A 24,559-nucleotide genomic window follows, 5' to 3' on the forward strand; every position below is an offset into this window, starting at 1 on the left:
CGCCCCCCCGCACCCGCCCCCGGTTTACCCCCCCCCCCCACCCCCCCCCCCCCCCCCCCCCCGGCCCGGGGGGGCCCCGCTGCTCCCGGTCGACCCCCTCGCCCCGGGGCGTCGCCGCTGCTGCCGACCGGACCGGTCTCACACCCAGTCGTCGGTGCCGCCCAGCAGGGCGACGACGTCCAGTCCCGGATCGTCGGCCTCGGCCGACCACAGGTCGTAGGTGGCCGCCCAGAACGGGGCCGACCGGATCGGCCACGGCAGCCGGTAGCGGAACTCGACCGGGGGCCGACCGGGTTGCTGCACCACCAGGCGGTGGTGCAGCAACCCGGTGCGGTGGTGGACGGCGGTCCGCTCGTCGACCACGGTGGACCAGTCGTCGACCTGCAGGATCCGCTGACCGTCCACCTCCCGCACCACGACGAGTCGTCGGCCGAGCTGCCCGATCCAGCGGACCTCGGAGCCCGCCCACGCCACCCGTGCCACCTCACCGCTCCTTCGGCGAACCCGCACCCGTCTCACCCGACCGGGGCGGCCCGGGCACCCGGATAGCCTCGACAGCCCGGACAGCCCGGACAGCCCGGATCGATCGTCGGACGGGGACTACTCCCCCTGCTCGGCCAGCGACTTGATGCCTTCGAGGGTGGCCGTCATGGCCGTGCGCAGCTCGCCCAGCCGGAAGTCGACGACCTTCTCCTCGATCTCGGGCCTGGCGTCGATGATGCGGCTCATGCCGCTGCGGCCCGGGCCGATCACCACCGACTGGCGCAGCCGGGTGCCGCCGTCCTCGGGGGTCAGGTCGAAGCGCCAGCGCGCCAGCGCACCGGCCGGCTCGGACACCGGCTCGCCGTAGCAGCCGTCGGCGTCCATCACGGCCCAGGCGAAGACGCGGGGGCGGGTGGGGTCGACGGAACCGACCGGCTCGGTCGGCTCGGTTACCCCTGCCGGCTCGGTCAGCTCGGTCACCTCGGAGACCGTCCGCCAGTCGGGCAGGCCCTCACGGCGGTTGTGGCCCTCGAAGCGGGCGCCCGGCGCCGGTCCGTCCGCGCCGTCCAGCCAGGCGACGCGCTGGAGCTCCGGGCTGAGCCGGGTGGGCAGGTCGATGTCCGTCACCAGCTCCCACACCCGTTCCACCGGTGCCTGGACGAAGATCTCGCAGACCGTCCCCGGACCGTCGGCGTAGCGCATTCCGTTCCCCCTTCTGGTCATCCACGTGGTGCACGTCGTGCAGGTAGCGATTCGATGCGGGTCGACACCCGCCCGCTGCCCCCGCCTGTGCGTCCGGAACGCCGCGGGGGCAGCGGGCGGGTTGCCGCCCTGGGCCCGGAATCGATGATCGAGCCCGCCGAACCCCCAAGTCAATCCGCCGGTTTGCTGGGGCATCTCCAAGCGATACCTTGGGTCCCCGTGACCATCGACGATCTCCGCGTCTTCGCGGCGGTCTGCCGGGCCGGCTCGCTCAGCGCCGTCGCCCGCGACCTCCACTGCACCCAGTCCGCGGTCAGCCAGCACGTGAAGCGGCTCGAACGCGAGCTCGGTCTCGCCCTGATCGAGCGCCACTCGCGCGGGGTGGTGCCCACCAAGGCGGGCCGCCTGCTCCAGGCGGCCGTCTCCACCGGCCTCGGCAGCATCGACCACGCACTGCACCGGGTGGCCGAACTCGCGCGCGGCGAGGGCGGATCCGTCCGGATCACCACCGGCGCCACCAGTATCCGGCACTTCATGTCGGCGGCCGTGGTGGACTTCCGGCGGCGCTTCCCCCAGGTCAGCCTGGAGTTCCAGACGGAGGTGTCCAGCCGCAGCTGCCTGGAGGCGCTCACCGCCGGACGGGTCGACCTGGCCTGGATCACCCTCGGCACCCCGGTCCGCGGCATCGACCAGCGGCCGGTCGTCGACCTGCCGTGGGTCCTGGCCGTCGCCGCGGGCGATCCGCTCGCCACCAGGGCCCGCATCGAACCCGCCGACCTCCAGGACGCCCGGCTCATCGGGCTGCCGCAGAACTCCGTCGCCCGTTCCCAACTCGACGCCTGGCTCGGGAAGTCGGGTATCCGACCGGTCTTCGACACCAGCGTCGCGGACTGGGACACCGCGATCCTGCTCGCCGAACTCGGCCTCGGCCACGCCGTCGTCCCCGCCCTCCCCCAGTGGCAGGGACCCGGCCACCCCGGCCTGCGGCTGCTCCCGCTCCCCGACCTGCCCGCCCTCACCGCCGGCTGGGCCATCCGCGACTGGGCCAATCTGTGCCCTCTGGCCCGCGCCTTCGCCGACACGGTCGCCGCCCACTGCGGCGCCGGGCCCACCCTCCCGGCGCGGCACCCAGGAACCGTCTGACCGCCACTGCCCCACCGCCCGCGCGCCGTGCTCCGCGACCACCGGCACGCCGCCGGCGGCCCCCGACCGTACGTTCTCCCGCGAGGTCCCCGTCCGGCGCCCGAGCAGATCCCGAAAGTGCCCGACGTCGCCCGATTCCTCTCCATTGCCCGCCCGTTGGCGCCTTCCACTCCTCCTGGCGACCCGGGCGGCCCCGGGAGCGCGGCGCCTGCCGAACCGCCGTCAGCGGGAGCCGGACGAACGGTCCAGGAAACGCCGCAGCCCGTCCCGGACGCCCTCGGTCGGCACGGTCGCCGCGAAGGCCGCCGCCTCGACCGCGAGCCCCTCGTCGATCGGGAGGTTGATCCCGCGGGTCACCGCCCGGAGGCAGGCAGCCACCGCCGTCGGCGCGTGCCGGGTGATGCGGTCGGCCAGGTCCCGGGCCGCGTCGAGCAGTTCACCTGCCGGGACGACCGAGTTGACCAGGCCCAGCTCGGCGGCCCGGGCGGCCGGGATCGGGTCCCCGGTCAGGATCATCTCCAGGCCGCGCTTGCGCCCGACGTGACGCGGCAACCGCTGCGAACCACCGAAGGGCGGCGGGAAGCCGAGCGAGATCTCCGGCTTGGCGAAGGTCGCGTGCTCGGCGGCGACGGCCAGCGGGGCCGCCTCGGTGATCTCGCAACCACCACCGTATGCAAGGCCGTTGACGGCCACGATGATCGGTTTGGGGAACTCCTCGATCCGGCGGGTGAGGGTGTGGCCGCGCCGGACAAACTCGCGCAGCGCCCGCTCGGGCCCGCCCGCGATGTCGGCCGCCAGGGACGGAATGTCAGCCCCCGCACTGAACGCCCGCCGCCCGGCGCCGGTGAGGATCACCGCGCGGACGGTGTCGTCCGCGTCGATCCGGTCGAACTCGGCGAGCAGCGCGTCGATCGTCGGGTGATCGAGGGCGTTGAGCTTCTTCTCCCGGTCGATGGTGAGGGTGACGACGTGCTGGTCCCGCTCGCTGCGGACGGTCATGGGCGCGCTCCGTTCCCGGCTCGGGTTCCCCGGCTCGGCTTCCTCGCTCGGTTTCCCGGCTCCACCGCCGGACGGATCGAGGCTAGGAACTCCGCCCCATGACAATCCAGTTATTGTCCTGGATACATGTCCACGCGCATGACGCCCAGGAACGGCAGGTGACCGGTGCGACCGCCCTCCTACAAGGCCATCGTCGACGAGTACGCGACGGCCATCCGCTCCGGCGCGCTCCCCGCCGGCACGCGACTTCCGACCCACCGCGCCCTCGCCCGCGAACGGCGGGTCGCCCTCGCCACCGCCACCCGGGTCTACGCCGAACTCGCCTCCGCCGGGCTGGTGGTGGGCGAACAGGGCCGGGGCACCTTCGTCCGGCTGCGCGCCGGTTACGACGGCCTCGAACCCTCCCGCGCGCTCCCGGTGCCGCGGCTGGCGGACCTCTCCTTCAACCAGCCGCTCGCCCCCGACCAGGGCGACCTGCTGCGGCACGCCCTGCGAGCCCTCGCCTCCTCGGGCGACGCCGAAGCCCTGCTGCGCCAGCACCCCCCGGGCGGCCACCGGCACGACCGGGCGGCCGTTGCGAGGTACCTGCTGGACCGCGGCGTCGACACGGCACCGGAGAACGTGCTGCTCACCAGCGGGGCGCAGCAGGCGCTGGACTGCGTCCTGCGCACCCTCACCCGCCCCGGGGACGTCCTGGCCGTGGACGCGCTCAGCTACCCGGGCATCAAGCTGCTCGCCTCCGCGCACAGCCTCGACGTGGCGCCTGTCCCCGTCACCCCCGCCGGCCCGGACCTCGACGCGCTCGACCGGCTCTGCCACGCCCGACCGGTACGCGCGGTGTACGCCATGCCGACCGTCCACAACCCGCTCGGCTGGGTGCTCGACCGGCAGCGGCGTGAACGCCTGGCCGACCTCGCCGCCGAACACGGCTGCACGCTGATCGAGGACGGCACGTACGCCTTCCTGGAGGCCGCGCCGCCACCACCCCTGCACGCCCTCGCGCCCGAACGCACCTGCTACGTGGCCGGGCTGTCCAAGAACGTGGCGCCGGGCCTGCGGTTCGGCTTCGCCGTCCTGCCCGAGCACCTGCTGCGACCGGCGACCACCCAGCTGCGCACGGCGGCCTGGGGCGCACCCGGCCTGATCACCGCCCTCGCCACCGGCTGGCTCGCGGACGGCACGGTGGCCCGGCTGGAACGGGAGCGCCGGACGGACGCCGCGGCGCGCCAGGCCATCGCCCGCGCCGCCCTCGACGGCCTCACCACGACCGCCCACCCCAGCTCCTACATCCTCTGGCTCACCCTCGAACCCCACCAGCGCCCCGACCACGCGGCCGCCGCCCTCGCCGCCGAGGGCATCCTGATCTCCACCGCCGATGCGTTCGCCACCACCGCCCACCACCCCAACGCCCTCCGCCTCGCCCTCGCCACACCCCCACTCGCCGACCTCCCCACCGCCCTCACCCGCCTCCGCGCCACCCTCGACACCATCGCCCCCTGACCCACCAAAAGTCGGCCCACCCGACTTCCCACGCGCGCTCCACCCCGGCCCCATCCCTGAAAAATATGTAGACCGATCTGCATATTCCTACGCCTAGCCGACTCCACCACCCCCACAGAAAGTCGACCAGCCCGACTTTCTATGCGCCGCTCCCACCCACCCCCAACAAATCAGCAGACCGGTCTGCATATTTCTCCCCGAGGCAACACCACGGGCGGCGCGCCCGCCCCCAGAGGCGCGCCAGAAGTCGGCCCACCCGACTTCCCACGCACACCCCCCCGCCCCGCCCCGCCCGGCCCGCACCAGGAATACGTAGACCGATCGACATATTCGTGCTCACCCAACTCCGGCACCCGCGCAGGAAGTCGGCCCACCCGACTTTCTGTGCACCGCCCCCACCCACCCCCCAACAAGTCAGTAGACCGGTCTGCATAATCTTCCCTACCCAGACCCACTCGACGCAGGAAGTCGACCACGCCGACTTCTTGCGCACGTCACCCCAATCCCAGCGCGCCTCCGGGGAGAGAATCAGTAGACCGGTCTGCATATTTCTCCCCGAGGCAACACCACGGGCGGCGCGCCCGCCCCCAGAGGCGCGCCAGAAGTCGGCCCGCCCGACTTCCTACTCCGATCGCCCCGCATCCTCCCCGGCCTCCCCGGCATCCCCGGCCTCCCCGGCATCCCCCGCCTCCCCCGGGGCGCCCGGGGCGCCCGGGGCGGCCGGGGCGGCCGGGGCGGCCATGGCGGCCGCGCGGCTGAAGCGGGTGCTCCAGTCCTCCAGCAGCGTTCGCAGGCCGGGTGGGCCGATCACCTCGAAGTCGGCGCCGAGTGATCCCAGGGCCATGGCGGGCCAGTCCAGGGAGTCGGCGGTCATCAGCAGCCGGCAGCGGCCGGTGGCGACGGGCTCGACGGTGCCCCAGCGGCCGACGCGCGCCCGGACGTAGTCGGCGGGCGCGTCGACCAGCGCCTCCACCCGGTGCGGCCGGGGCACGCCGTTGAGGCCCGCACGGACGAACTCCGCCGCGTCGGCGGCCGGGAGGGCGCGCGGGGCGAAGCGGGCGCCGCTGCCCTGCGGGGCGCTCAGCCGGTCGAGGCGGAAGCTGCGCCAGTCGGCGCGGTCGAGGTCGTACGCGACCAGGTACCAGCGGCGGTTGAGGCAGACCAGCCGGTGCGGTTCGACGTGCCGCTCCGAACCGCGCCCGTCGGCGGCGGTGTACGCGAACCGCAGCCGTTCGTCGTCCCGGCAGGAGAGCGCCACCACCGTGAGGACGTCCGGGTCGACGCCCACGCCCCCGTGGGCGCCCCAGTCGACCGGGACGGTCATCGCGCGCAGCGCCTCCACCCGGCGGCGCAGCCGGGCCGGCATCACCTGGACGACCTTCGCCAGCACGCGTACTGAGGCTTCGGCGACGCCCTCGACCGGGCTCTCCGCCGCCGCCTGCAGGCCCACCGCCAGGGCCACCGCTTCCTCGTCGTCGATGACCAGCGGCGGCAGTGCCGCGCCGGCCGCCAGTTGGTAGCCGCCGTCGACGCCGCGCTGTGCCTCGACGGGGTAGCCGAGTTCGCGCAGGCGGTCGATGTCCCGGCGCAGGGTGCGGACGGAGACGCCGAGCCGGTCGGCCAGTTCATCGCCGGGCCAGTACCGGTGGGTCTGGAGCAGGGAGAGCAGCCGAAGCGTCCGGGTGCTGGTGTTCGCCATGGGTCCCATTCTTCCCGGGATTCAGGACAGGAAGTGGCCGCAATGGTCCGTAACGTTGTTCTTGTCCGAGGGAGCAGGAACCGAACGGAAGGCCAGAACCATGACCGCGACCACCAACGCGACCAGCGAGACCACGACCGCGACCACCACCAACGCCGCGAGCAGCGTCACCACCGCCACCGCCGGCGCCGTGCCGGCGAACGTCACCGGCGAGCGCGCCGACTTCCTGGAGGCGCTGGCGAAGCACCGCTACTTCCTGCGCTTCACCACCCGTGACCTCACCGACGAGCAGGCGGGCCTGCGGACCACCGCGAGCGAGCTGTGCGTGGGCGGCCTGGTCAAGCACGTGACCTCGATGGAGCGGCTGTGGGCGGCCTTCATCGTGGAGGGCCCGTCCGCGATGCCCGACTTCACCACCTGGACCGAGGAGGACATCGCCCGCCGGGCCGACGAGTACCGCATGCTGCCCGGGGAGACCCTGGCCGACGTCCTGGCCGCCTACGAGGAGGTGGCGCGCCGGACTGACGAGCTGGTGGTCACCCTCCCCGACCTGGATGTCGCCCACCCGCTGCCGAAGGCCCCCTGGTTCCAGGCGGACGCCTCGTGGTCGGCCCGCCGGGTGCTGCTGCACATCATCGCCGAGACCTCCCAGCACGCGGGGCACGCCGACATCATCCGCGAAGCCCTGGACGGCGCGAAGACGATGGGCTGAGCCGGACGTCGGCGGGGTCCGTCGGTCGCGACCGACGGACCCCGCGCCGTGCGAACCCGCGCCGTGCGAACCCGCCGTCAGGCCGGCCCGACCAGGGTGAACCCGGCCCCGTCGACCGCGCCGCGGACCACGTCCTCGTCCAACGGCTGCGCGGAGGCCACGGTGACCCGCCCGTTGGGCGCGTCGGCGACGACGTCGGTGACGCCCGGCAGCGCGGAGAGCCCGGCGCTGACCGTCCTCTCGCAGTGGCCGCAGCTCATCCCTTCGACGGCGAAAACAGCGGTGGTGGACATGACGGCGCCTCCCAAGACGTACCCGTGACGGACAGGTGGAACGGATCGACCCGCCCACCACACCCGAATCCGGGGCCCGGTCCCAGGGACACGCCGCACGGGTGACACCATCGAGCGGTTCCGGGAACCGACCGGGACGTACATCCGACAGGGGCCTGAACCACCGCCCCTCCCCTGCCCGTTCCTCCCAATACGACCCGAATACGCACGACCCGAACACCCGAACACGAACCACCCGAACACGAACGACCCGAACACGCACAACGCGAACGCACTCACAACCCGAACACGCACGACCCGAACACGTGCCCCCCGTACCGACCAGGCCGTGCCGGTCCCCGCACTGGAGCCGTTCCACCATGTCCACACTGGCCCCGATACCCGACCGACCGGAAGCCACCGCCGTACGCCTGCCGTCCCACACGGCCCCGCACGCCGGGAGCAGCCGTTGAGCACCCCGGCCGAGCCGAACTCCCGCCGCCCCGGCTCCCGCCGCCCCGGCTTCCGCCGCCCGGGCCCCCGACCCCCGAGGCCCCGCCGCCCGCGCCTGCGCCGGCTGCGTCCCCGCAAGCCCTGGCACGGCGCGCTCGCCCTCGCCCTGGTGGCCGCGGTGACGGCCGGTCTGCTGTGGTGGCAGCCGTGGAGCGACCGGAAGCGCGGGCCGGCCCCGCTCGCGTTCACCACCGCGCCCGGTGGCTCCGCCCGCTTCGGTACCGGCGAGCACCTGTACCGGTACAAGGTGCGGGTGGAGAACGGGATCGCGGAGAGCCCTGAGCAGTTCGCCGCCGAGGTGGACGCGGTCCTCGGTGACGTCCGGCACGGCTGGGCCGCCGGCGGCACGGCCTCCTTCCAGCGGATGCCCGCCGACCCGGTGGACTTCACGGTCTACCTGGCCACCCCGAAGTCCACCGACCGGATCTGCGGCCAGTACGGGCTGGACACCGGCGGCTGGGTGAACTGCGGCGTGACCCACCAGGTGGTCATCAACCTCAAGCGCTGGACCGAGCTGTCCGAGTTCTACCAGGGCAAGCCCGAGCTCTACCACGCGCTCGCGATCAACCACGAGGTCGGCCACATCCTCGGCAACGGCCACGTCGACTGCCCGGGGCCGGGCGAGCCGGCACCGGTGATGATGCAGCAGATCAAGGGGCTGCACGGCTGCGTCCCCAACGGCTGGCCCTACTCCGACGCCGGCGCCCTGCTCACCGGCCCGCCCGTCCTGGCCCCCACCAACGCCCCGTAGCCCGTCCCGGCGGCGCCACCCCCACCCCCTGCCGAAACCGTCCTCCCGGAACACGGATAATCCTGGTCGGACCGGACGCCGCCCCCACCGCGCGCGCCCGGTCCGAGCCGCGGTCTGCCGCGAGCCGCCACCCGCAGTGAGCAGGACACCGTCCCGAGCGCAGCCCAGCCCGGAGACCGCGTCCGTACCGACGCGGCGGCTCCGACGGCTGGTGAACGTGGCAGAGCATCGCAGAACGCGGCAGAACGTGGAGGACGAACGGTGAACGGTGTGCCCGGCGGGGAGAACCTGGACTGGCCGGTGCTGCTGGCGGCCGCGGAGACGGCCGCCCGGGCGACCCGCGGCCAGGGCAGGGTCGCCGACTACATCCCGGCCCTCGCCACCGCCGACCCGGAGTCCTTCGGCATGGCCGTCGCCACCGTCGACGGGGAGCTGCACGGCGTCGGGGACTGGGAGCAGCCGTTCTCCGTCCAGAGCGTGTCCAAGCTGTTCACCCTGGCGCTCGCGGTCGCCTACGGCGGTGACACGCTCTGGCGGGGCGTCGGCCGCGAGCCGTCCGGCAACCCCTTCAACTCCCTGGTGCAGCTGGAGACCGAGCACGGCATCCCGCGCAACCCGTTCATCAACGCGGGCGCCCTCGTGGTGACCGACCGCCTGCAGACCATGACCGGCGACGCCTCCGGCGCGGTACGGGAGTTCCTGCGCCGCGAGTCCGGCAACCCGGGGCTCGACACCGACCCGGTGGTCGCCGCCTCCGAGGCCGAGCACGGCCACCGCAACGCCGCGCTGGCCCACTTCATCGCCAGCCACGGCAACCTGGAGAACCCGGTCGAGACCGTCCTGGAGCACTACTACGCCCACTGCGCCCTCACGACGAGCTGCCGGGACCTGGTCCTGGCCGGCTCCTTCCTCGCCCGTTACGGGGTGCGCGCCGACGGCACCCACCTGATGTCCCGCAGCGAGGCCAAGCGGATCAACGCGGTCCTGCTGACCTGCGGCACCTACGACGCCGCCGGCGAGTTCGCCTTCCGCGTCGGCCTCCCTGGCAAGAGCGGCGTCGGCGGCGGCATCCTCGCCATACTCCCCGGTCGCGCCGCCGTCTGCGCCTGGGGCCCACGCCTCGACCAGGCCGGCAACTCGGTCGCCGCGGTCACCGCCCTGGACACCCTGACCACCCTGTCCGGCTGCTCGGTCTTCTGACCGGCCCACCGCACCCCACCGACCCTCCCGCTCGGTCTTCTCACCGGCCCACCGCACCCCGCCGATCTCCCCGCTCGGTAATCTGACTCCGGATCACGCCCGCAGGACCGGGCACACAGGCGGCGAGTTGGGGGACGGCCGGTGCAGCACCGTGCACTCGTGGTGGGGGTCGAGGGCGAGGCGGGCGATCCGGCCGACGAGGTGCCGCCCGCGTGGCCGCGGCTCGCCTACGCGCCGGACCGCGCCGAGCGGCTGCGCGGCATCCTGACCGAGCGGTACCGCTACACGCCGGTGGAGACCACGGCCGATCCGGCCGCCACCGCGGCGGCCCTGTCGAAGGCGGTGCGGGCCGCGCTGCACAGCGGGCCGGGCTTCGTGATCGTCCACCTCCTCGCGCACGGGAAGCCGTCCGACCGGATCACCAACGGTCTCCACGTGGTCGGCGGCGACGGGCTGCTCACGGACGAGCTGTCCACTTGGATCACCGGCGTGGAGGCCCGGGCGGGCGAGGGCGGCCCGACCGTCCTGCTCCTCCTCGACCTCTGCTACTCCGGCCGGGTCGTGTGGGGCCATTTCGAGCGGCTGGTGCGGCCGGAGCTGCGCCGGGTCTGGGTGGTCGCCGCGAGCCGCCCCGAGGACCCGGCGTACGACGGCCGGCTGAGCTCCGCCGTGGCCGAGGTACTCGGCGGCTTCGCGGACGGGACGCTGCCGCTGGACGAGTCCCTGGAATACATCCCGATCGACCGCTTCTGCCGCGAACTCGCCCGCCGGGTCGAGGAGCTCGGCCGGGGCGGGCCGGAGCAGCGGATCGAGCGCCCGCTGGCGGCGCTCGGCGCCGACCTCGGCCACCTGCGGTTCTTCCGCAATCCCCGCCACCGCCCCGGCGGCGGCGGGACGCACCCCGAGCTGGCCGCCCTGCTCGACGAGACCGCCGACGCCGGACACTTCGTCAGCCGCGCGCTCGGCCACCAACAGGCCTACGGCACACAGGGATTGACCTCCTTCACCGGCCGCACCGAGGAGCTGAACCGGCTCTGCGGCTGGCTCGACGGGCAGGGCCCGGCGCTGCAGGTCGTCACCGGCAAGCCCGGTGTGGGGAAGTCCGCGCTGCTGGGCATGCTCGCCTGTGCGGCGCACCCCGCGCTGCGCACGCCCACCCAGCACGTCTGGGGCACCCTGCGGAGGTCGGCGCCGCGGAAGGTCCCCGGCCTGGCCGTGGTCCACGCCCGCCGACGCCGCCTGGCCGCCGTCGTGGCGTCGCTCGCCGCCCAGTGGGAGCTGCCCCTGCCGCCGGGCAGCAGCGGCAGCAGCGGCAGCCCCTGGACGGCCGATCGACTGATCGACGCCCTGCACGCCCGGCCGACCGCGCCGGTGCTGCTGCTCGACGCGCTCGACGAGGCCGAGCATCCCGTCGACCTGCTCACCGCACTGCTGTCGCCACTCATCTCCCGCCGCCGGCCGGACGGTTCACCGCTGTGCCGGGTGCTGGTCGCGACCCGCCCGGAGCCCGGGCTGAAGCTGCTCCTCGACACTGCCCGCGGCCAGGACGGCCTGCTCGACCTCGGCGAGGTGCCCGGGGACCGCCTGCGGGAGGAGCTGGCCGACTTCGTCGCCGACCTGCTGGGCCGCGCGGAGCCGTACGACGCCCACGAACGCGGCCTGGTCGACCGGCTGGCCCGCACCGTCGCCGACACCCTGGTGTCGGCGGAGCCGGAGTGGGGCGAGTTCCTGGTCGCCGGTCTCTACACCCGGTACCTGCTGGAGCAGCGACCGCCCCTGCGGACCCCGGCCGACGCGGAGGCGCTGGGCCGGGCCGTCCCCCGCACCCTCGACGCGATCCTCGACCTGGACCTCGGCCACCAGCCGGACCAGCGCCTGCGGTCGGTGCTGACCGCCATCGCCCGGGCCGAGGGCACCGGCATGCCCGAACGCCTGGTGGGCGTGGTGGCCGGCACCGACGCGACCGACGCGCTCCTGGACACCGCCCGCTTCTACCTGCGCCGCTCCCCCGACGGGGACGGCACCCCGCTGTACCGGATCTTCCACCAGGGCCTCGCCGACCGGCTGCGCGCCCGCCCCGACCTGGACGCCCGGACGCTCTGGGAGCGCCTGCTCGCCGATGTCCGGCCCGTCCCCGACCGCCCCGCGCAGTGGGCCACCGCCGAGCACTACCTGCTCCGGCACGCCGCCCGCCACGCCGCCGAGGCGGGCGCGCTCGCCGAGTTGCTGGACGACCCGGAGTTCCTCGTCCACGCCGACCCGGCGGCCCTGTCGGCCGAGCTGTACCACAGCGGTGAACAGCACCCCCACGGCGTCGTCTACCGCGCCTCCCTCGGCGCCCACAGCGCCGCCGCCCCGGACGAACGCCGCCAGATCCTCGCCCTCGACGCCGCCCGCTACCAGCTGGGTGAACTGTCCGCCGCGCTGTCCGCCGACGGTCCGTGGACCGTCACCTGGACGGCCGGACGCCCGTTGGCCACCCGGCTGCTCACCACCCTGATCGGGCACCGGGGCAAGATCTGGGACCTGACCACCCTGGAGATCAACGGCCGGGCCCACGCGCTCACCGCGGGTCAGGACGGTACGGCCCGCCTCTGGGACCTGCGAACGGCCACCACCGTGCTCCAACTTCCCGACCACGGCGCCGCGGTGGGCTGCGTGGCCGCGGCCGAGCTGCCCGGCGGGCCGATCGCCGTCACCGGCGACGACAACGGCAGGCTGCACGGCTGGGACCTGACCAGTGGTCGCCCGCTGTGGACCGCCGAGGCGCACAACGGTCCGGTCTGGGCGGTCGTCACGCTGTCGGTCGACGGCGTACCACGGGTCGTCAGCGCCGGGGAGGACGAACGGCTCCGCCACTGGGACGCGGAGACCGGGCACGCGCTCGCCACCGTCGCGCTGCCCAGGTACGGCGGCACCGTTCGGCGGCTCGCGCGGTACCGGGGCACCGGTGTTCTCGTCCACCAGGAGAACGGAGGCGTCACGGCCTGGGACGCGGACGGCACGCGGATCGCGGTCCGTCACGTCGACGGCCGGGAGGATCCGGTCACCGCGGCCGCCGCCCTGGACGAGGACGGACCGGACGTCGCCACGGCCCACGAGTCCGGAGCCGTGAGCCTGTTCGGACGCACCGTCCGGCCGAGGAGCAGGGAGTCCGGGCACGCGGGTGAGATCACCGTGCTCTCCGCGACGCGCCGACACGGCGGCGCTCCGAACCGCCATCTCCTCACCGGGAGCAACGACGGCACCGTCCGGATGGCGCACGTCGACCACGTCTTCGTGTACGGCGCGACCAAGGAGCGCTGGCGGATGGTCGCGACCCACACCACGGCGATCACCGCAGTCACCGACGCCACCGTGGACGGCCGTTGGTGCCTCCTCACGGCCGGCGAGGGCGGTACCGTCCGGATCTGGAACCCGGACGGCGAGTTCGCGCTGCGCCAGCGCCGGGGCCACCGGCACGCGGTCACCGCGCTGGCGGTGCTGCCGGACGGCCGTCTGGTGTCGGCCAGCCGCGAGGGCGAGATCGGCGTGATCGATGCGCAGCGCGCCGACGACCGCGACCGGTTCTTCGTCCTCACCGGAGCCTGGCCGAACAGCATCGCGGTGAGTCCCGGCTCCGACGGAACACTCGTCCTGGTGGCCGGTCAGGCCCATGGAGTCCTCGGCGTCGATCCGGACGGCAGGAACCTCTGGGTGTCGCCGGCCCAGCCCAGGTCGAACACCGTGATCGCCGCGCTCTCCCTCGGTGGGGGATCCCGGCACGCGGTCACCGGCGACGAGGACGGCCACGTGTGGCTCCACCGCCACGACCGGCCCGGCATCACCCGCCTCATGCGGGCCTCGGCCGAGGTCACGAGCCTCACGACCGTGGGCGGCACCGTGCTCGTCGGGGACCGGCGCGGGGTCGTCTGGAAGGTGACCCCGGGCCGCCGGACCCGGCCGGAGCGCGTGTTCCAGAACGCCGCTTGGGACGTCCACGCGCTCGCGGTGTGCACCGTCGACAACCGTCCCCACGTCCTCAGCGGCCACGAGGACGGCAGCGTCCACCTCACCGACCTCGACGGCACCCACCGCCGTGAACTCCTCGGCCACACCGAGGCCGTCTTCGCCGTCGCCCCCGCCGTCCTCGACGGCCGCCCCTGCGCCCTCACCGGCGGCTTCGACCGCACGCTGCGCCTCTGGGACCTGACCACCGGCACCCAGCTCCACCGGCTCTGGTTCCCGGACAGCATCTTCGCCGTCGCCGTCGGCCCGGACGGCGGTGTCTTCGTCGGCATGGGCCCGGACGTCATCCGCCTCGACCTCGACCCGAACGGCCCCGTCCTGCGCCCGACCCCGCCCACCCCAGGAGGTACCCCGTGACCCCGATCGTCGCCGTCCACGGCGTGGGCCACCACGCCCCCGACCACGCCCCGCAGGACGTCGTCACCGCCCGCTCCCGCCGCTGGGCGGAGGACCTCGCCCGGGGACTCGCCCTCTCCCCCGAGCACATCGACCTCACCTACGCCTATTACGCTCACCACCTGCACGCGGACCGGCCGACCGCCCAGGGCGGCGGGGACGAGGACGCCGCCCTCGACCGCCTGGAGCGGGAGGACCCCGCCGCCGCGGCCCTGGCCGCCGACTGGGCCGAGGCCCTCGGCCTCCCGCAGGCGACGGCGCAGGGACGGCTGACCGTACCGCTGCGCCACCTCGCCGGCATGGTCGCCGAGCACCTGAGCCTGGACGGCAGGCTGACCCGGGCCTTCGTCGCGGCGCTGTTCCGCGACGTCGCCCGCTACCTCGGCGGCGCCGGGGCCCGCGAAGCCGCCCGGGAGGGCGTGGCCGACGCCATCGCCGACCGCAAGGCGCGGATCGTGATCGCGCACTCCCTCGGCAGCGTCGTCACCTACGAGGCGCTGCACGCCCACCCCGAGATCGAGGTCGACCTGCTGCTGACGCTCGGGTCCCCGCTGGCCCTGCCCCACGGTGTCTTCCACCGGCTGTCGCCCGCCCCCGAGGACGGCATCGGGCGGCGCCCTCCGGGTGTGCGCCGCTGGGTCAACATCAGCGACCACGGCGACCCGGTGGCCGTCCCCCGTCCGCTGACCCGTCGCTTCCCGGAGGTCGACCGGGACCTCACCGAGAGCATCGCGCTGTTCGACTTCCACACCGCCGCCCGCTACCTGCGCTCCGCAGCGGTGGCGGCAGCCGTGCGCGAGCACCTCTGAACCGCGAACACCCCCGGAACCGGCCGGGCCCCGGTCGTCCGCACAGCGACCGGGGCCCGACGACTTCACGCGCCGACTGCGCCGGCTGCCACGACGGCGCCGACTGCAATGACGGCGCCGACCGTGACGGCTACTCCACCGTCACGCTCTTCGCCAGGTTGCGCGGCCTGTCCACGTCGCGGCCGAGGGCGACGGCGGCGTGGTAGGCGAGCAGCTGCAGCGGGATGTTGAGCAGCAGCGGGTCCAGCTCGGGCTCGCTCTTGGGCACCAGGATGCAGTGGTCCGCGAGCTTCTCCTCCGGGCGGCGGTGCGCGACGGCGATGACGCGTCCCGACCGGGCCTTGATCTCGCCCAGCGTGGTGAGGTTCTTCTCCAGCAGCTCGTCGTCCGGGACGAGGGCCACGGTGGGCAGTTCGGGGCTGATCAGCGCCAGCGGGCCGTGCTTCAGCTCGCTCGCCGGGTAGGCCTCGGCGTGCACGTAGGAGATCTCCTTGAGCTTCTGCGCGCCCTCCCGGGCCACCGGGTAGCCGCGCACCCGGCCGATGAACATCATGCCCGCGGACTCGGCGTACTCGGCGGCGAGTTCGGCGATCGACTCGCTCTGCTCCAGCACCTCGCGGATCTGGTCCGGCAGTGCCTGCAGGGCCGAGACGATCCGGCGGCCGTCGGCGGGCGAGAGGTCGTGGATGCGGCCGAAGTGCAGGGCCAGCAGCGCGAAGGCGACCACGGTGGAGGTGAACGCCTTGGTGGAGGCGACCGAGACCTCCGGCCCGGCGTGCAGGTAGATGCCGCCGTCACACTCGCGGGCGATCGCGCTGCCCACGGTGTTGACGACGCCGAGCACCCGGCCGCCCTTGCGCTTGATCTCCTGGACGGCGGCCAGCGTGTCGTAGGTCTCGCCGGACTGGCTGACCGCGACGTACAGGGTGTCCGCCTCGATCACCGGGTTGCGGTAGCGGAACTCCGAGGCCGGCTCGCTGTGCGCGGGGATCCGGGACAGCTCCTCGATCAGCTGCGCGCCCATCTCGCCCGCGTAGTAGGCGGATCCGCAGCCGAGGATCTTGACCCGGCGGATCTCGCGCAGCTCCCGGGCGTCCAGGTTGAGGCCGCCGAGGTGGGCGGTGGCGAAGCGCTCGTCGAGCCGGCCGCTCAGCGTGCGCTCGACCGAGCCGGGCTGCTCGTGGATCTCCTTGAGCAGGTAGTGCTCGTAGCCGGCGGTGTCGAAGGAGTCGATCTCCCAGTCCACGGTGGACGGCTGACGGTGGGTGGTGCGGGCGTCCGCGGTGAAGGTGCGGAAGCCGTCGGCCCGGACGGTGGCCAGCTCGCCGTCCTCCAGGTGGACGACCTGGCGGGTGTAGCGGACCAGCGCGGAGACGTCGGAGGCGGCGAACATCTCCTTCTCGCCGATGCCCAGCACGATCGGGCTGCCGTTGCGGGCGACCACGATCCGGTCGGGCTGGTCGGCGTCGAGCACCGCGATGCCGTACGTGCCGACCACCCGGCCGAGCGCGGCGCGCACCGCGTCCTCCAGTTCGACGCCCTCGGTGAGGTGGGCGGCGATCAGGTGGGACAGCACCTCGGTGTCGGTCTCGGAGCGGAACACGGCGCCGTCGGCGGTCAGCTTGGCGCGCAGTTCGTCGGCGTTCTCGATGATGCCGTTGTGGACGACGGCGATGCGCTCGGCGTTGTCCAGGTGCGGGTGCGCGTTGGCGTCGCTGGGCACGCCGTGGGTGGCCCAGCGGGTGTGGCCGATGCCGGTGGTGCCCTTGAACCGGGCCGGTACGGCGGCGGCGAGGTCGGCAACCCGGCCCTTCACCTTGCGCAGCTTGATGCCGCCGGTGCGCCCGGTGACGGCGACGCCCGCCGAGTCGTAGCCGCGGTACTCCAGCCGGGCCAGTCCCTCCAGCAGGAAGGGGGTCGCGTCCTTGGGGCCGATGTAGGCCACGATTCCGCACATGCGTGGACTCCTCGTTGGTAGTGACGGGGGCGTGGGCGGCGTCGCCCGGCCATGGGCGGCGTCGCCCGGCCGTGGGCGGTCCGCGCTCAGCCGTAGACGATCCGCCGCAGCTGGCGGGCCGAGAGCTCCGGCGCCGCGACGCGGCGCTGCGGGAGCTCCTCGGCGAGGCGGGCGAAGATCCGCTCGTTGGTCAGACCGCGTGCCTGCAGCTCGGTGTGGCGTCGGCGCACGTACTCCTCGGTGCTCTCGGAGAAGTACGCCAGCACCTCCGCCACGACCCGCGCCGCCTCCCCGGGCCCGAGCGGGCTGGTCCGGGTCAGGTGGGCGAGAAGGTCTTCATGAGGGTGGGATGAGCTCGGCACGAGTGAGCAGCCTAGGTCGCACCACCCGTCGAAGCCAAAGATCCTGCCCGAAATCGGGCAGGGATGACGGCTATCGGCCCAGTCCCGCCCCCGCAGCACCCCCGCAGCACCCCCGACACCCACCCCGCACCCGCACCCACGCGCACCCTCGACGCCCCCCGGCGACACCCCGGCGACACCCCCGGCGATCACCCGCTCCCCGTTCGTTCGTCTTCCGCCGAACCCTTGAAGCGCCACCGGATCCACACGTAGCGTGATCCCCTGAACACGAAGCGGAAGACCGGAGGCTTGCTGATGTGCGGGATCACCGGATGGGTCGCCTTCGACCGCGACCTCACCGCCGAACCGAGGGCCCGGCACGTCCTCGACGCGATGACGGCCACCCAGCTCTGCCGCGGCCCGGACGCGGGTGGCGTCCTCCTCGAACCGCACGCCGCGATCGGCCACCGCCGCCTCGCGGTGATCGACATCGAGGGCGGCACCCAGCCGATGACGGTCGAGCAGGACGGCCGGCTGCTGGCCGCGCTCACCTACAGCGGCGAGGTCTACAACCACCGCGAGCTGCGCGCGGAGCTGGAGGCGGCCGGCCACCGCTTCCACACCCGCAGCGACACCGAGGTCGTGCTGCACGCCTACCTGGAGTGGGGCGCGGGGCTCGCCGAGCGGCTCAACGGCATGTTCGCCTTCGCCGTCTGGGACGCCCGGCGCGAGGAGCTGCTGCTGGTCCGCGACCGGATGGGCGTCAAACCGCTGCACTACCACCCCACCCCCGACGGCGTGGTCTTCGGCGCCGAGCCCAAGGCGCTGCTCGCCCACCCCGCCGTCCGCCCGGTGGTCGACCTGGACGGACTGCGCGAACTGCTCGCCCACACCCGCACCCCCGGTCTGACGCCGTACCGCGACATCCGCGAGGTCCGGCCCGGCCACGTCGTCCGGGTGCGCCGGGAGGGCGTCTCGGTCCACCGCTACTGGGCGCTGGAGGCGCGCGAGCACCGCGACGGCCTGGAGAACACCGTCGCCACCGTCCGGGCCCTGCTGGACGACATCGTGCACCGCCAGCTCGACGCCGACGTCCCGCTCTGCTCACTGCTCTCCGGCGGCCTCGACTCCAGCGCCATCACCGCCCTCGCCGCCCGGACGCTGCGCGCCGCCGGCGCCGGCCCGGTGCGCTCCTTCTCCGTGGGCTTCACCGGCCAGGGCGAGTTCCACGCCAGCGAGGTCCGGCAGACCCCGGACGGCCCGTTCGCCCGGCTGCTCGCCGACCACGTCGGAGCCGACCACAGCGAGATCGAGCTGGACGCCGCCGAGCTGACCGACCTCACCCGGCGTTCCGCCGCGCTGCGCGCCCGCGACCTGCCGGGCGGCGTCGGCGACATGGACGTCTCGCTGCTGCTGCTCTTCCGCGGCGTGCGCCGGCACTCCACCGTCGCACTGTCCGGCGAGTCCGCGGACGAGCTCTTCGGCGGGTACCGCTGGTTCCACGACCCGCGGACCGTCGCCGCCGAGGACTTCCCCTGGGCCGCCGGCCTCACCCACATCGCCGGCCTGGGCTCCGGCCCGCGCGAACAGCTGCTCGACGCCGAGCTGCTGCGCAAGCTCGACCTGGACGGGTATCGCCGGGCCCGCTACCGCGAGGCGATCGCCGAGGTCCCGCACCTGCCCGCGGCCGACCCGCTGGAACGGCGGATGCGCGAGATCTCCTACCTCAACCTGACCCGCTTCGTCCGGATCCTGCTCGACCGCAAGGACCGGATGAGCATGGCCAACGGCCTGGAGGTACGGGTGCCGTTCTGCGACCACCGACTGGTCCAGTACGTCTTCAACACGCCGTGGGCGATGAAGTGCTTCGACGGACGGGAGAAGAGCCTGCTGCGCGCCGCCGTCCGGGACCTCCTGCCCGCGGCGATCGCCGACCGGGCGAAGAGCCCGTACCCGGTGACCAGCGACCCGCACTACCCGGCCCAGCTGCGCGCCGAGCTCACCCGACTGGCCGTCGAGCGGAAGTCCCCGGCGCTCGACCTGCTCGACCCGCGGCGCCTCGCCGACGCGCTCGCCCCGGAGACCGACCCGCAGTCCGTCCGGCTGGGCGTCGACCTCGCGCTGGACCTGGACGCCTGGCTGACGGAGTACCAGGTCACCCTGGAGCTCTGACGCACCGGCACCGGCGCGCCGAGCCGGCTGCCCGACCGCTGCGCCGTCCGGGTGATCTCCGGGAACCATCCCGGCGAGCCCGGGCGTCGCACGGTGCGGTAGCGTCGCCGACATCTCCCGAATGGCGGGCGAAATCACGGATTCCCGCCCCCGTGCCGTCAGGATGGGAGCGAACCGTTCACCTCGATCCGCCGGGGGATCCCGTCATGCAGCCGCGAGTCTTCGCGATTCTCACCGCCCTGCTCCTGGGCGTCCTGGGCCTCGGGTCGGTGGCCGTCACCGACTGGTCGCCCGCGGCGGCCACCGCGACCCCGGCCGGCCCGGCCCCCGGGGCACCCGCCGGCGGCGCCCAGCCGGCCTCGGCGGGCGCGGCGAGCGCCACCCCGACCGGCGACCCGGCGGTGTGGACCCGCTCGACGCTGCGCAACAAGCTGATGGCCGAGATGGACGCCACCGACCCCGGTGTCGCCCTCGCCGACCTCGACAGGATCACCAAGGAGAAGCCGTACACCGTGCGCTTCTGCCACCCGATCGCGCACGAGCTCGGCCACGCGGCGGTCAAGCGGTTCAACGCCGACTTCCAGAAGGTCATCTCCTACCCGCACGAGACCTGCGCGGCCGGGTACCTGCACGGCGCCGTCGAGGAGATGCTCAACGCCTCCACCCAGCCCGAGGTGGACCTGCTCAAGCTCTGCGCGCCCAAGAACAGCGGCCCCTGCATCCACGGCGTCGGCCACGGCACGATGTTCGTCGCCAAGCAGGACGTCGCCAAGGCCCGCGACCTGTGCAACAAGTTCACCAGCGACCAGAACCGGATCCGCTGCTCCGAGGGCCTGTTCATGCAGCTCTTCGGCCCGGACGAGGAGGACGAGCAGGCCAAGGCCAACCTGCCCGCCGACAAGCTCGCCCAGGACCCGCTCTACCCGTGCAAGGACCAGCCGGCCCTGTTCCAGTCCGCGTGCTACTTCTACGCGCCGACGTTCTACCTCTCCTCGCACGACTACCCGAACCACCCCGAGGTCTACGCCGACGCCCTCAAGTGGTGCCTCAACGGCAAGGCCAGCGGCGGGGCGGTGGACTGCAGCCGCGGGGTCGGCTCGCGGACCATGAAGTACAACCTGGACCGCGAGGACTGGGCGGCCCAGCAGTGCGCCACCGCCGCCGACGGCTGGCAGCGCAAGGCCTGCGCGGAGGGACTGGTCAGCTACTACACGGTCAACTACACCGACGGCGGTGCGGCCGGCCGGCTCTGCGCCAAGATCACCGACAAGGAGATGCAGGGGTACTGCCGCTCCGCGGGCGGCCTGTCCGGCTCGCTGGACTGACCCCCGATCTCAGCATGAGGGCCCGCGCCGCACGGCGCGGGCCCTTTCCGTAAGATCACCGACCATCGCCTGATCAGGGTGCGCCGAGGACGCCGCGCCTGCCCTCCCCGGCCTCCCTGGAGTGTCCCGCATGGCCACCGACGACTTCCGCGCCGCCACCCGCCCGAACGACGACTTCCGTGCCGCCGCCCACGCCACCGCCGACCTGGTCTCCGACTACCTCGCCGAACTGCCCGACCGCCCGGTCTGGCAGCCCATGGACGAGACCGCGCGCCGGGCCCTGCTCGACGCCCCGCTGCCCGCCGACGGCCGCCCGCTCGCCGAGCTGCTCGACGCCATCGGGCGCGAGGTGATGCCGTACCCCATGGGCAACGGCAACCCGCGCTTCTTCGGCTGGGTCAACTCCGCACCCGCCCCCGCCGGAGTGCTCGCCACCCTCGCCGCCTCCGCGATGAACCCCAGCTCGGCCGGCGGCGACCACGCCGACGTCCACCTGGAGCGCGCCGTCGTCCGCTGGATCGCCGAGCTCGTCGGCTTCCCGCACCCGGCCGGCGGCGGCCTGCTCACCTCCGGCACCTCGATGGCGACCATCGTCTGCCTCACCGCTGCCCGCAACCGCGCCGCCCGCCTGGCCGGCCGGGACGTCCGCGAGGACGGCCTGGCGGGCCTGCCCCCGCTGGTCGGCTACGTCACCGGCGAGACCCACTCCTGCGTCCGCAAGGCCGCCGAACTCCTCGGCCTCGGCAGCAGGCACCTGCGCACCGTCGCCACCGGCCCCGACGGCCGCCTGGACACCGCGGCGCTGCGGGCGGCTGTCGAGGCCGACCGGGCCGCCGGGCTGCTGCCGTTCCTCGTCGTCGCCTCGGCCGGCACCGTCGGCACCGGCGCGGTCGACGCCTTCGGCCCGATCGCCGACCTGTGCGAGGAGCAGCGGCTCTGGCTGCACGTGGACGGCGCGTACGGCGCCTTCGGCCGGCTCGACCCCGCCATCGCGCACCGCTACGACGGCCTGGAGCGCGCCGACTCGCTCGCCCTCGACCCGCACAAGTGGCTGGGCGTCCCGGTGGACTGCGGCTGCGCCCTGGTCCGCGACACCGAGGAGCTGCGCGGCGCCTTCAGCCTCGTCCCGTCCTACCTGCGCGACGAGGCGGCCGGCGCGCTCGGCTGGTTCTCCGAGTACGGCACCGAGCAGACCCGTCCGTTCCGCGCCCTCAAGGTCTGGGCCACCATCGCCCACCGGGGCCGCGCCGGTCTCACCCGGGACATCGCCCGGTGCACCGAGCTGGCCCGACGCCTCGGCGAACTCGTCCGGGAGGACGAGGAGTTGGAGCTCCTCGCCGAGGTCCAGACCTCCATCGTGGCGTTCCGCCACCGCGCGCCCGGCCTGGACCCCGCCGCCCGCGACGCCCTCAACCGCGAGCTGCCCGTCGCCGTCCAGCAGCGCGGCCGGGTCTTCGTCACCGGCGCCCGCCTCGGCGGCGACGAGATGCTCCGCGCCTGCCTCCTCAACGCCACGACGACGGAGGAGGACCTGCGCCTCCTGCTCGCCGAGGTCAAGGCCGCCGCCCACGACCTGCTCCCGTAACAGCCCCGCGCGGACCGTAACCGCCTGGTCACGACGGACGCCCGGCCGGGAAACACCGGTCGGGCACCGTGGTGGCATGGAGCACTCGAAGCCCTCTCCCCGCCGTGCCGCCGGCGCTCCCCGCACCCACCGCTGGCGCCGGGACACCGTCGAACTCGCCGCCGTCTTCCTCTCCGTCACGGCGGCCGACCTCATCGCGAAGATCGTCGTCCACGGCCCGGACGGCCCGGTCGTGGTCGCCGCCTCCGCGCTGGCCCTGCTCACCACCGCCCTGCTCCACAGCTGGTGGTCACCGCACGCCCCGCCACCGGCCACGCTCTGGCGGGTGCGCACCACGGCCCTCGCCCACACCCCCACCACGCTGGCCGACCACCGGATCACCCTGCTCTCCGTCCACCCCCACCCCACCACCGACGAGCTCTACCTCCGCACCGAGCCCTCGGTCACCCCGGCCGTGCTGACGGCGCTGCTGACCACCACCGGCCACACCCTCCAGGACGTACCGACCCGCATCGCCTGAGCCGGCCCCGCCGCCCCGGGCCCGGGCCTCAGGCCGGGCCTCAGGCCGGGCCTCAGGCCGGGCCTCAGGCCGGGCCGGGGTCGTTGGGGTGCGGTTCGAGCGGCGTCACCACGGCGGTCATCCACGGCCACAGCGGGAGGCTGCCCAGCACCTCCGCCCGCAGCTCCGTCTCGTCGGCCGCCCGCCAGACACCGATGCTGCGCCGCTCGCCGACCGGGCGCCACAGCCGCGCCAGCCGGCCGTCGGCGGCCAGCTCGCGGGCCCGGACGGCCTCGGCGGCCCGCCGCCGGTCGACCTCCTCCTCGGCGGTGCCCTCGGGGATGGCGGTGGTGATCTCGACCAGGAACTCCTGCACGGCCCTGCTCCCTTCTCGCCCCGGCCCCCGCCCCTCATCGTCGGCCCGGCCCCCGCCCGCCGCCACGACGGGTCGGCCCCCGGTGGGCCGGTCGGACGAATCCGGGACCGACTTCGGGCGGCCCTGCGCCCGCTGGGAGGCGGGTCACTCCCCCGCGGCGGCATCCTCCCCGTAGGCAGCCGGACGACCACCGGGCGCCGTTCCCCCGCCGCACACCCCGGGAGCACCCGCCATGCAGCACACCACCGAGGCCGACGAAACGATCCTGCGCAGCGTCCTCGACGGCTGGAAGGCCGACGTCGACCGGCACCGGCCCGAGCGGGTCGCGGACCTCTTCACCGAGGACGCGATCTTCCAGGGCCTGCACCCGTACAGCGTCGGACGCCCCGGCATCGCCGCCTACTACGACGCGCAGCCCCTCGGCATGACCGCCGGCTACCGCGTCCTGGAGACCAGGCGCCCGGCCGACGACCTCGTCCTCGGCTACCTGGGCGTCGACTTCTCCTTCACCGACCGGCCCACCGTCGCCGTCAAGCTCGGCGTCCTGCTGCGCCGCACCGAGAGGGGCTGGGCCATCGCCCACTACCAGGTCTCCCGGCTGGACGGCACGCCCTGACAACCCGGGGCGGGCCCGGCGCCGGGGCTCGGTCCCCGGCCTTCGCCTCGACCGCGGCGCGGATTGCCGGCGTGCGTGCGGCGAGTCCGTCAAGCGTCATGGCGCCGGATGCCACGTCAGCGCACGGACGCTCCTTCCGGGGAGGGTCCGTGCGCTGACGGATCGTGCGCCGCTCAGCCCTTGTCGGCCGGCTGCACGACGCACAGGGCGTTGCCGAGCATGGAGCCGAAGCCGCCGAGCAGGGTGCCGGTGACGGCCTTGCAGGCGGCGGCCTCCTGCGGGGTCTTGGGGCCGTTGTGGCTGTTGTCGGCCGCCGCGGCCGACTGGGCGAAGGCGAGCGGTACGGCCAGCAGCAGGGCGGCACAGGCCGTGGCCGGTGCGAAGGTCTTGGAGAACACGGGGAGCCCCTTCGGGTCGAGGTGGGATCGGCGGAAAGCCGAGCCATCCCTATCCGAAGGGGCTCCCCCGCTCGCGGATCCTGGGCCATCCGTGAGCGTGTCC

21 protein-coding genes are annotated in these 24,559 nt (G+C 74.1%); 12 read left to right on the plus strand and 9 right to left on the minus strand.

All coding sequences use genetic code 11. From position 1 onward, the window contains the following. Positions 1-138: 138 nt before the first annotated feature. Together ABT048_RS06330 and ABT048_RS06335 are read right to left on the minus strand one after the other, a co-directional pair. A complete protein-coding gene (locus ABT048_RS06330) occupies positions 139-483 on the minus strand; it encodes a hypothetical protein (protein WP_350520132.1) in 345 nt (114 codons plus the stop codon). 117 nt (positions 484-600) lie between these two features. Next, the gene (locus tag ABT048_RS06335) at positions 601-1,185 is read right to left on the minus strand and encodes an SRPBCC family protein (RefSeq protein ID WP_350520133.1); all 585 of its coding nucleotides are present in this window, start codon (positions 1,183-1,185) and stop codon (positions 601-603) included. Between the two features lie 219 nt (positions 1,186-1,404). Here ABT048_RS06335 and ABT048_RS06340 point away from each other — a divergent pair, with 219 nt between their 5' ends. After that, positions 1,405-2,328: a LysR family transcriptional regulator gene (locus ABT048_RS06340; RefSeq protein WP_350520134.1), complete on the plus strand. Its 924-nt coding sequence runs from the start codon at positions 1,405-1,407 to the stop codon at positions 2,326-2,328. Between the two features lie 222 nt (positions 2,329-2,550). Here the strand turns inward: ABT048_RS06340 and ABT048_RS06345 are convergent, their stop codons facing one another. Continuing rightward, entirely contained in the window at positions 2,551-3,327 is a 777-nt protein-coding gene (locus ABT048_RS06345) for a crotonase/enoyl-CoA hydratase family protein (protein ID WP_350520135.1), read from the minus strand. 165 nt (positions 3,328-3,492) lie between these two features. Between ABT048_RS06345 and ABT048_RS06350 the strand changes: the two genes are divergently transcribed. Then, entirely contained in the window at positions 3,493-4,827 is a 1,335-nt protein-coding gene (locus ABT048_RS06350; protein ID WP_350520136.1) for an aminotransferase-like domain-containing protein, read from the plus strand. A 622-nt stretch (positions 4,828-5,449) separates the two neighbouring features. Here ABT048_RS06350 and ABT048_RS06355 read toward each other — a convergent pair. After that, a complete protein-coding gene (locus tag ABT048_RS06355) occupies positions 5,450-6,526 on the minus strand; it encodes a helix-turn-helix transcriptional regulator (RefSeq protein ID WP_350520137.1) in 1,077 nt (358 codons plus the stop codon). 100 nt (positions 6,527-6,626) lie between these two features. Here ABT048_RS06355 and ABT048_RS06360 point away from each other — a divergent pair, with 100 nt between their 5' ends. Then, entirely contained in the window at positions 6,627-7,238 is a 612-nt protein-coding gene (locus tag ABT048_RS06360; protein WP_350520138.1) for a DinB family protein, read from the plus strand. Between the two features lie 77 nt (positions 7,239-7,315). On the opposite strand, the gene ABT048_RS06365 is transcribed toward ABT048_RS06360, so the two are convergent. Further along, the gene (locus ABT048_RS06365; RefSeq protein ID WP_350520139.1) at positions 7,316-7,531 is read right to left on the minus strand and encodes a heavy-metal-associated domain-containing protein; all 216 of its coding nucleotides are present in this window, start codon (positions 7,529-7,531) and stop codon (positions 7,316-7,318) included. A 448-nt stretch (positions 7,532-7,979) separates the two neighbouring features. On the opposite strand from ABT048_RS06365, the gene ABT048_RS06370 reads away from it, so the two are divergent. The 4 genes from ABT048_RS06370 (at position 7,980) to ABT048_RS06385 (ending at position 15,187) form a co-directional block, all read left to right on the plus strand. After that, on the plus strand, positions 7,980-8,774 hold the full coding sequence (locus ABT048_RS06370) for a DUF3152 domain-containing protein (RefSeq protein ID WP_350520140.1): 795 nt from the start codon (positions 7,980-7,982) through the stop codon (positions 8,772-8,774). A gap of 288 nt (positions 8,775-9,062) precedes the next feature. Continuing rightward, on the plus strand, positions 9,063-9,974 hold the full coding sequence (locus tag ABT048_RS06375; protein ID WP_402809217.1) for a glutaminase: 912 nt from the start codon (positions 9,063-9,065) through the stop codon (positions 9,972-9,974). A gap of 141 nt (positions 9,975-10,115) precedes the next feature. Continuing rightward, positions 10,116-14,339 (plus strand): AAA family ATPase, encoded by a 4,224-nt coding sequence (locus tag ABT048_RS06380; protein ID WP_350520141.1) that lies wholly within the window; start codon positions 10,116-10,118, stop codon positions 14,337-14,339. Then, positions 14,336-15,187, plus strand: a complete 852-nt coding sequence (locus ABT048_RS06385) for a hypothetical protein (RefSeq protein WP_350520142.1) — start codon at positions 14,336-14,338, stop codon at positions 15,185-15,187. Before ABT048_RS06380 ends, ABT048_RS06385 begins: the two co-directional genes overlap by 4 nt. Positions 15,188-15,317: 130 nt before the next feature. On the opposite strand, the gene glmS is transcribed toward ABT048_RS06385, so the two are convergent. Next, positions 15,318-17,144, minus strand: a complete 1,827-nt coding sequence (glmS, locus tag ABT048_RS06390) for a glutamine--fructose-6-phosphate transaminase (isomerizing) (protein ID WP_350520143.1) — start codon at positions 17,142-17,144, stop codon at positions 15,318-15,320. A gap of 86 nt (positions 17,145-17,230) precedes the next feature. Further along, the gene (locus ABT048_RS06395) at positions 17,231-17,506 is read right to left on the minus strand and encodes a hypothetical protein (RefSeq protein ID WP_350520144.1); all 276 of its coding nucleotides are present in this window, start codon (positions 17,504-17,506) and stop codon (positions 17,231-17,233) included. Between the two features lie 294 nt (positions 17,507-17,800). Here ABT048_RS06395 and asnB point away from each other — a divergent pair, with 294 nt between their 5' ends. The 4 genes from asnB to ABT048_RS06415 all read left to right on the plus strand — a co-directional run bounded on the left by asnB (position 17,801) and on the right by ABT048_RS06415 (position 23,087). Further along, on the plus strand, positions 17,801-19,657 hold the full coding sequence (asnB, locus tag ABT048_RS06400) for an asparagine synthase (glutamine-hydrolyzing) (RefSeq protein ID WP_350520145.1): 1,857 nt from the start codon (positions 17,801-17,803) through the stop codon (positions 19,655-19,657). A gap of 206 nt (positions 19,658-19,863) precedes the next feature. Then, a complete protein-coding gene (locus tag ABT048_RS06405) occupies positions 19,864-20,982 on the plus strand; it encodes a hypothetical protein (RefSeq protein ID WP_350520146.1) in 1,119 nt (372 codons plus the stop codon). Positions 20,983-21,112: 130 nt separating this feature from the next. Beyond that, complete coding sequence (locus ABT048_RS06410; protein ID WP_350520147.1) at positions 21,113-22,567, plus strand: pyridoxal phosphate-dependent decarboxylase family protein; 1,455 nt, start codon at positions 21,113-21,115, stop codon at positions 22,565-22,567. 76 nt (positions 22,568-22,643) lie between these two features. Beyond that, complete coding sequence (locus ABT048_RS06415) at positions 22,644-23,087, plus strand: hypothetical protein (RefSeq protein WP_350520148.1); 444 nt, start codon at positions 22,644-22,646, stop codon at positions 23,085-23,087. A 64-nt stretch (positions 23,088-23,151) separates the two neighbouring features. Here ABT048_RS06415 and ABT048_RS06420 read toward each other — a convergent pair whose 3' ends face one another. After that, a complete protein-coding gene (locus ABT048_RS06420; protein ID WP_350520149.1) occupies positions 23,152-23,442 on the minus strand; it encodes a muconolactone Delta-isomerase family protein in 291 nt (96 codons plus the stop codon). Between the two features lie 232 nt (positions 23,443-23,674). On the opposite strand from ABT048_RS06420, the gene ABT048_RS06425 reads away from it, so the two are divergent. Beyond that, the gene (locus ABT048_RS06425) at positions 23,675-24,058 is read left to right on the plus strand and encodes a nuclear transport factor 2 family protein (RefSeq protein WP_350520150.1); all 384 of its coding nucleotides are present in this window, start codon (positions 23,675-23,677) and stop codon (positions 24,056-24,058) included. A gap of 173 nt (positions 24,059-24,231) precedes the next feature. Here the strand turns inward: ABT048_RS06425 and ABT048_RS06430 are convergent, their stop codons facing one another. Beyond that, the gene (locus ABT048_RS06430) at positions 24,232-24,456 is read right to left on the minus strand and encodes a hypothetical protein (RefSeq protein WP_350520151.1); all 225 of its coding nucleotides are present in this window, start codon (positions 24,454-24,456) and stop codon (positions 24,232-24,234) included. Positions 24,457-24,559: the final 103 nt, after the last annotated feature.

Source organism: Kitasatospora sp. NPDC096140 (genome assembly GCF_040303045.1).
Taxonomy (GTDB): Bacteria; Actinomycetota; Actinomycetes; order Streptomycetales; family Streptomycetaceae; genus Kitasatospora.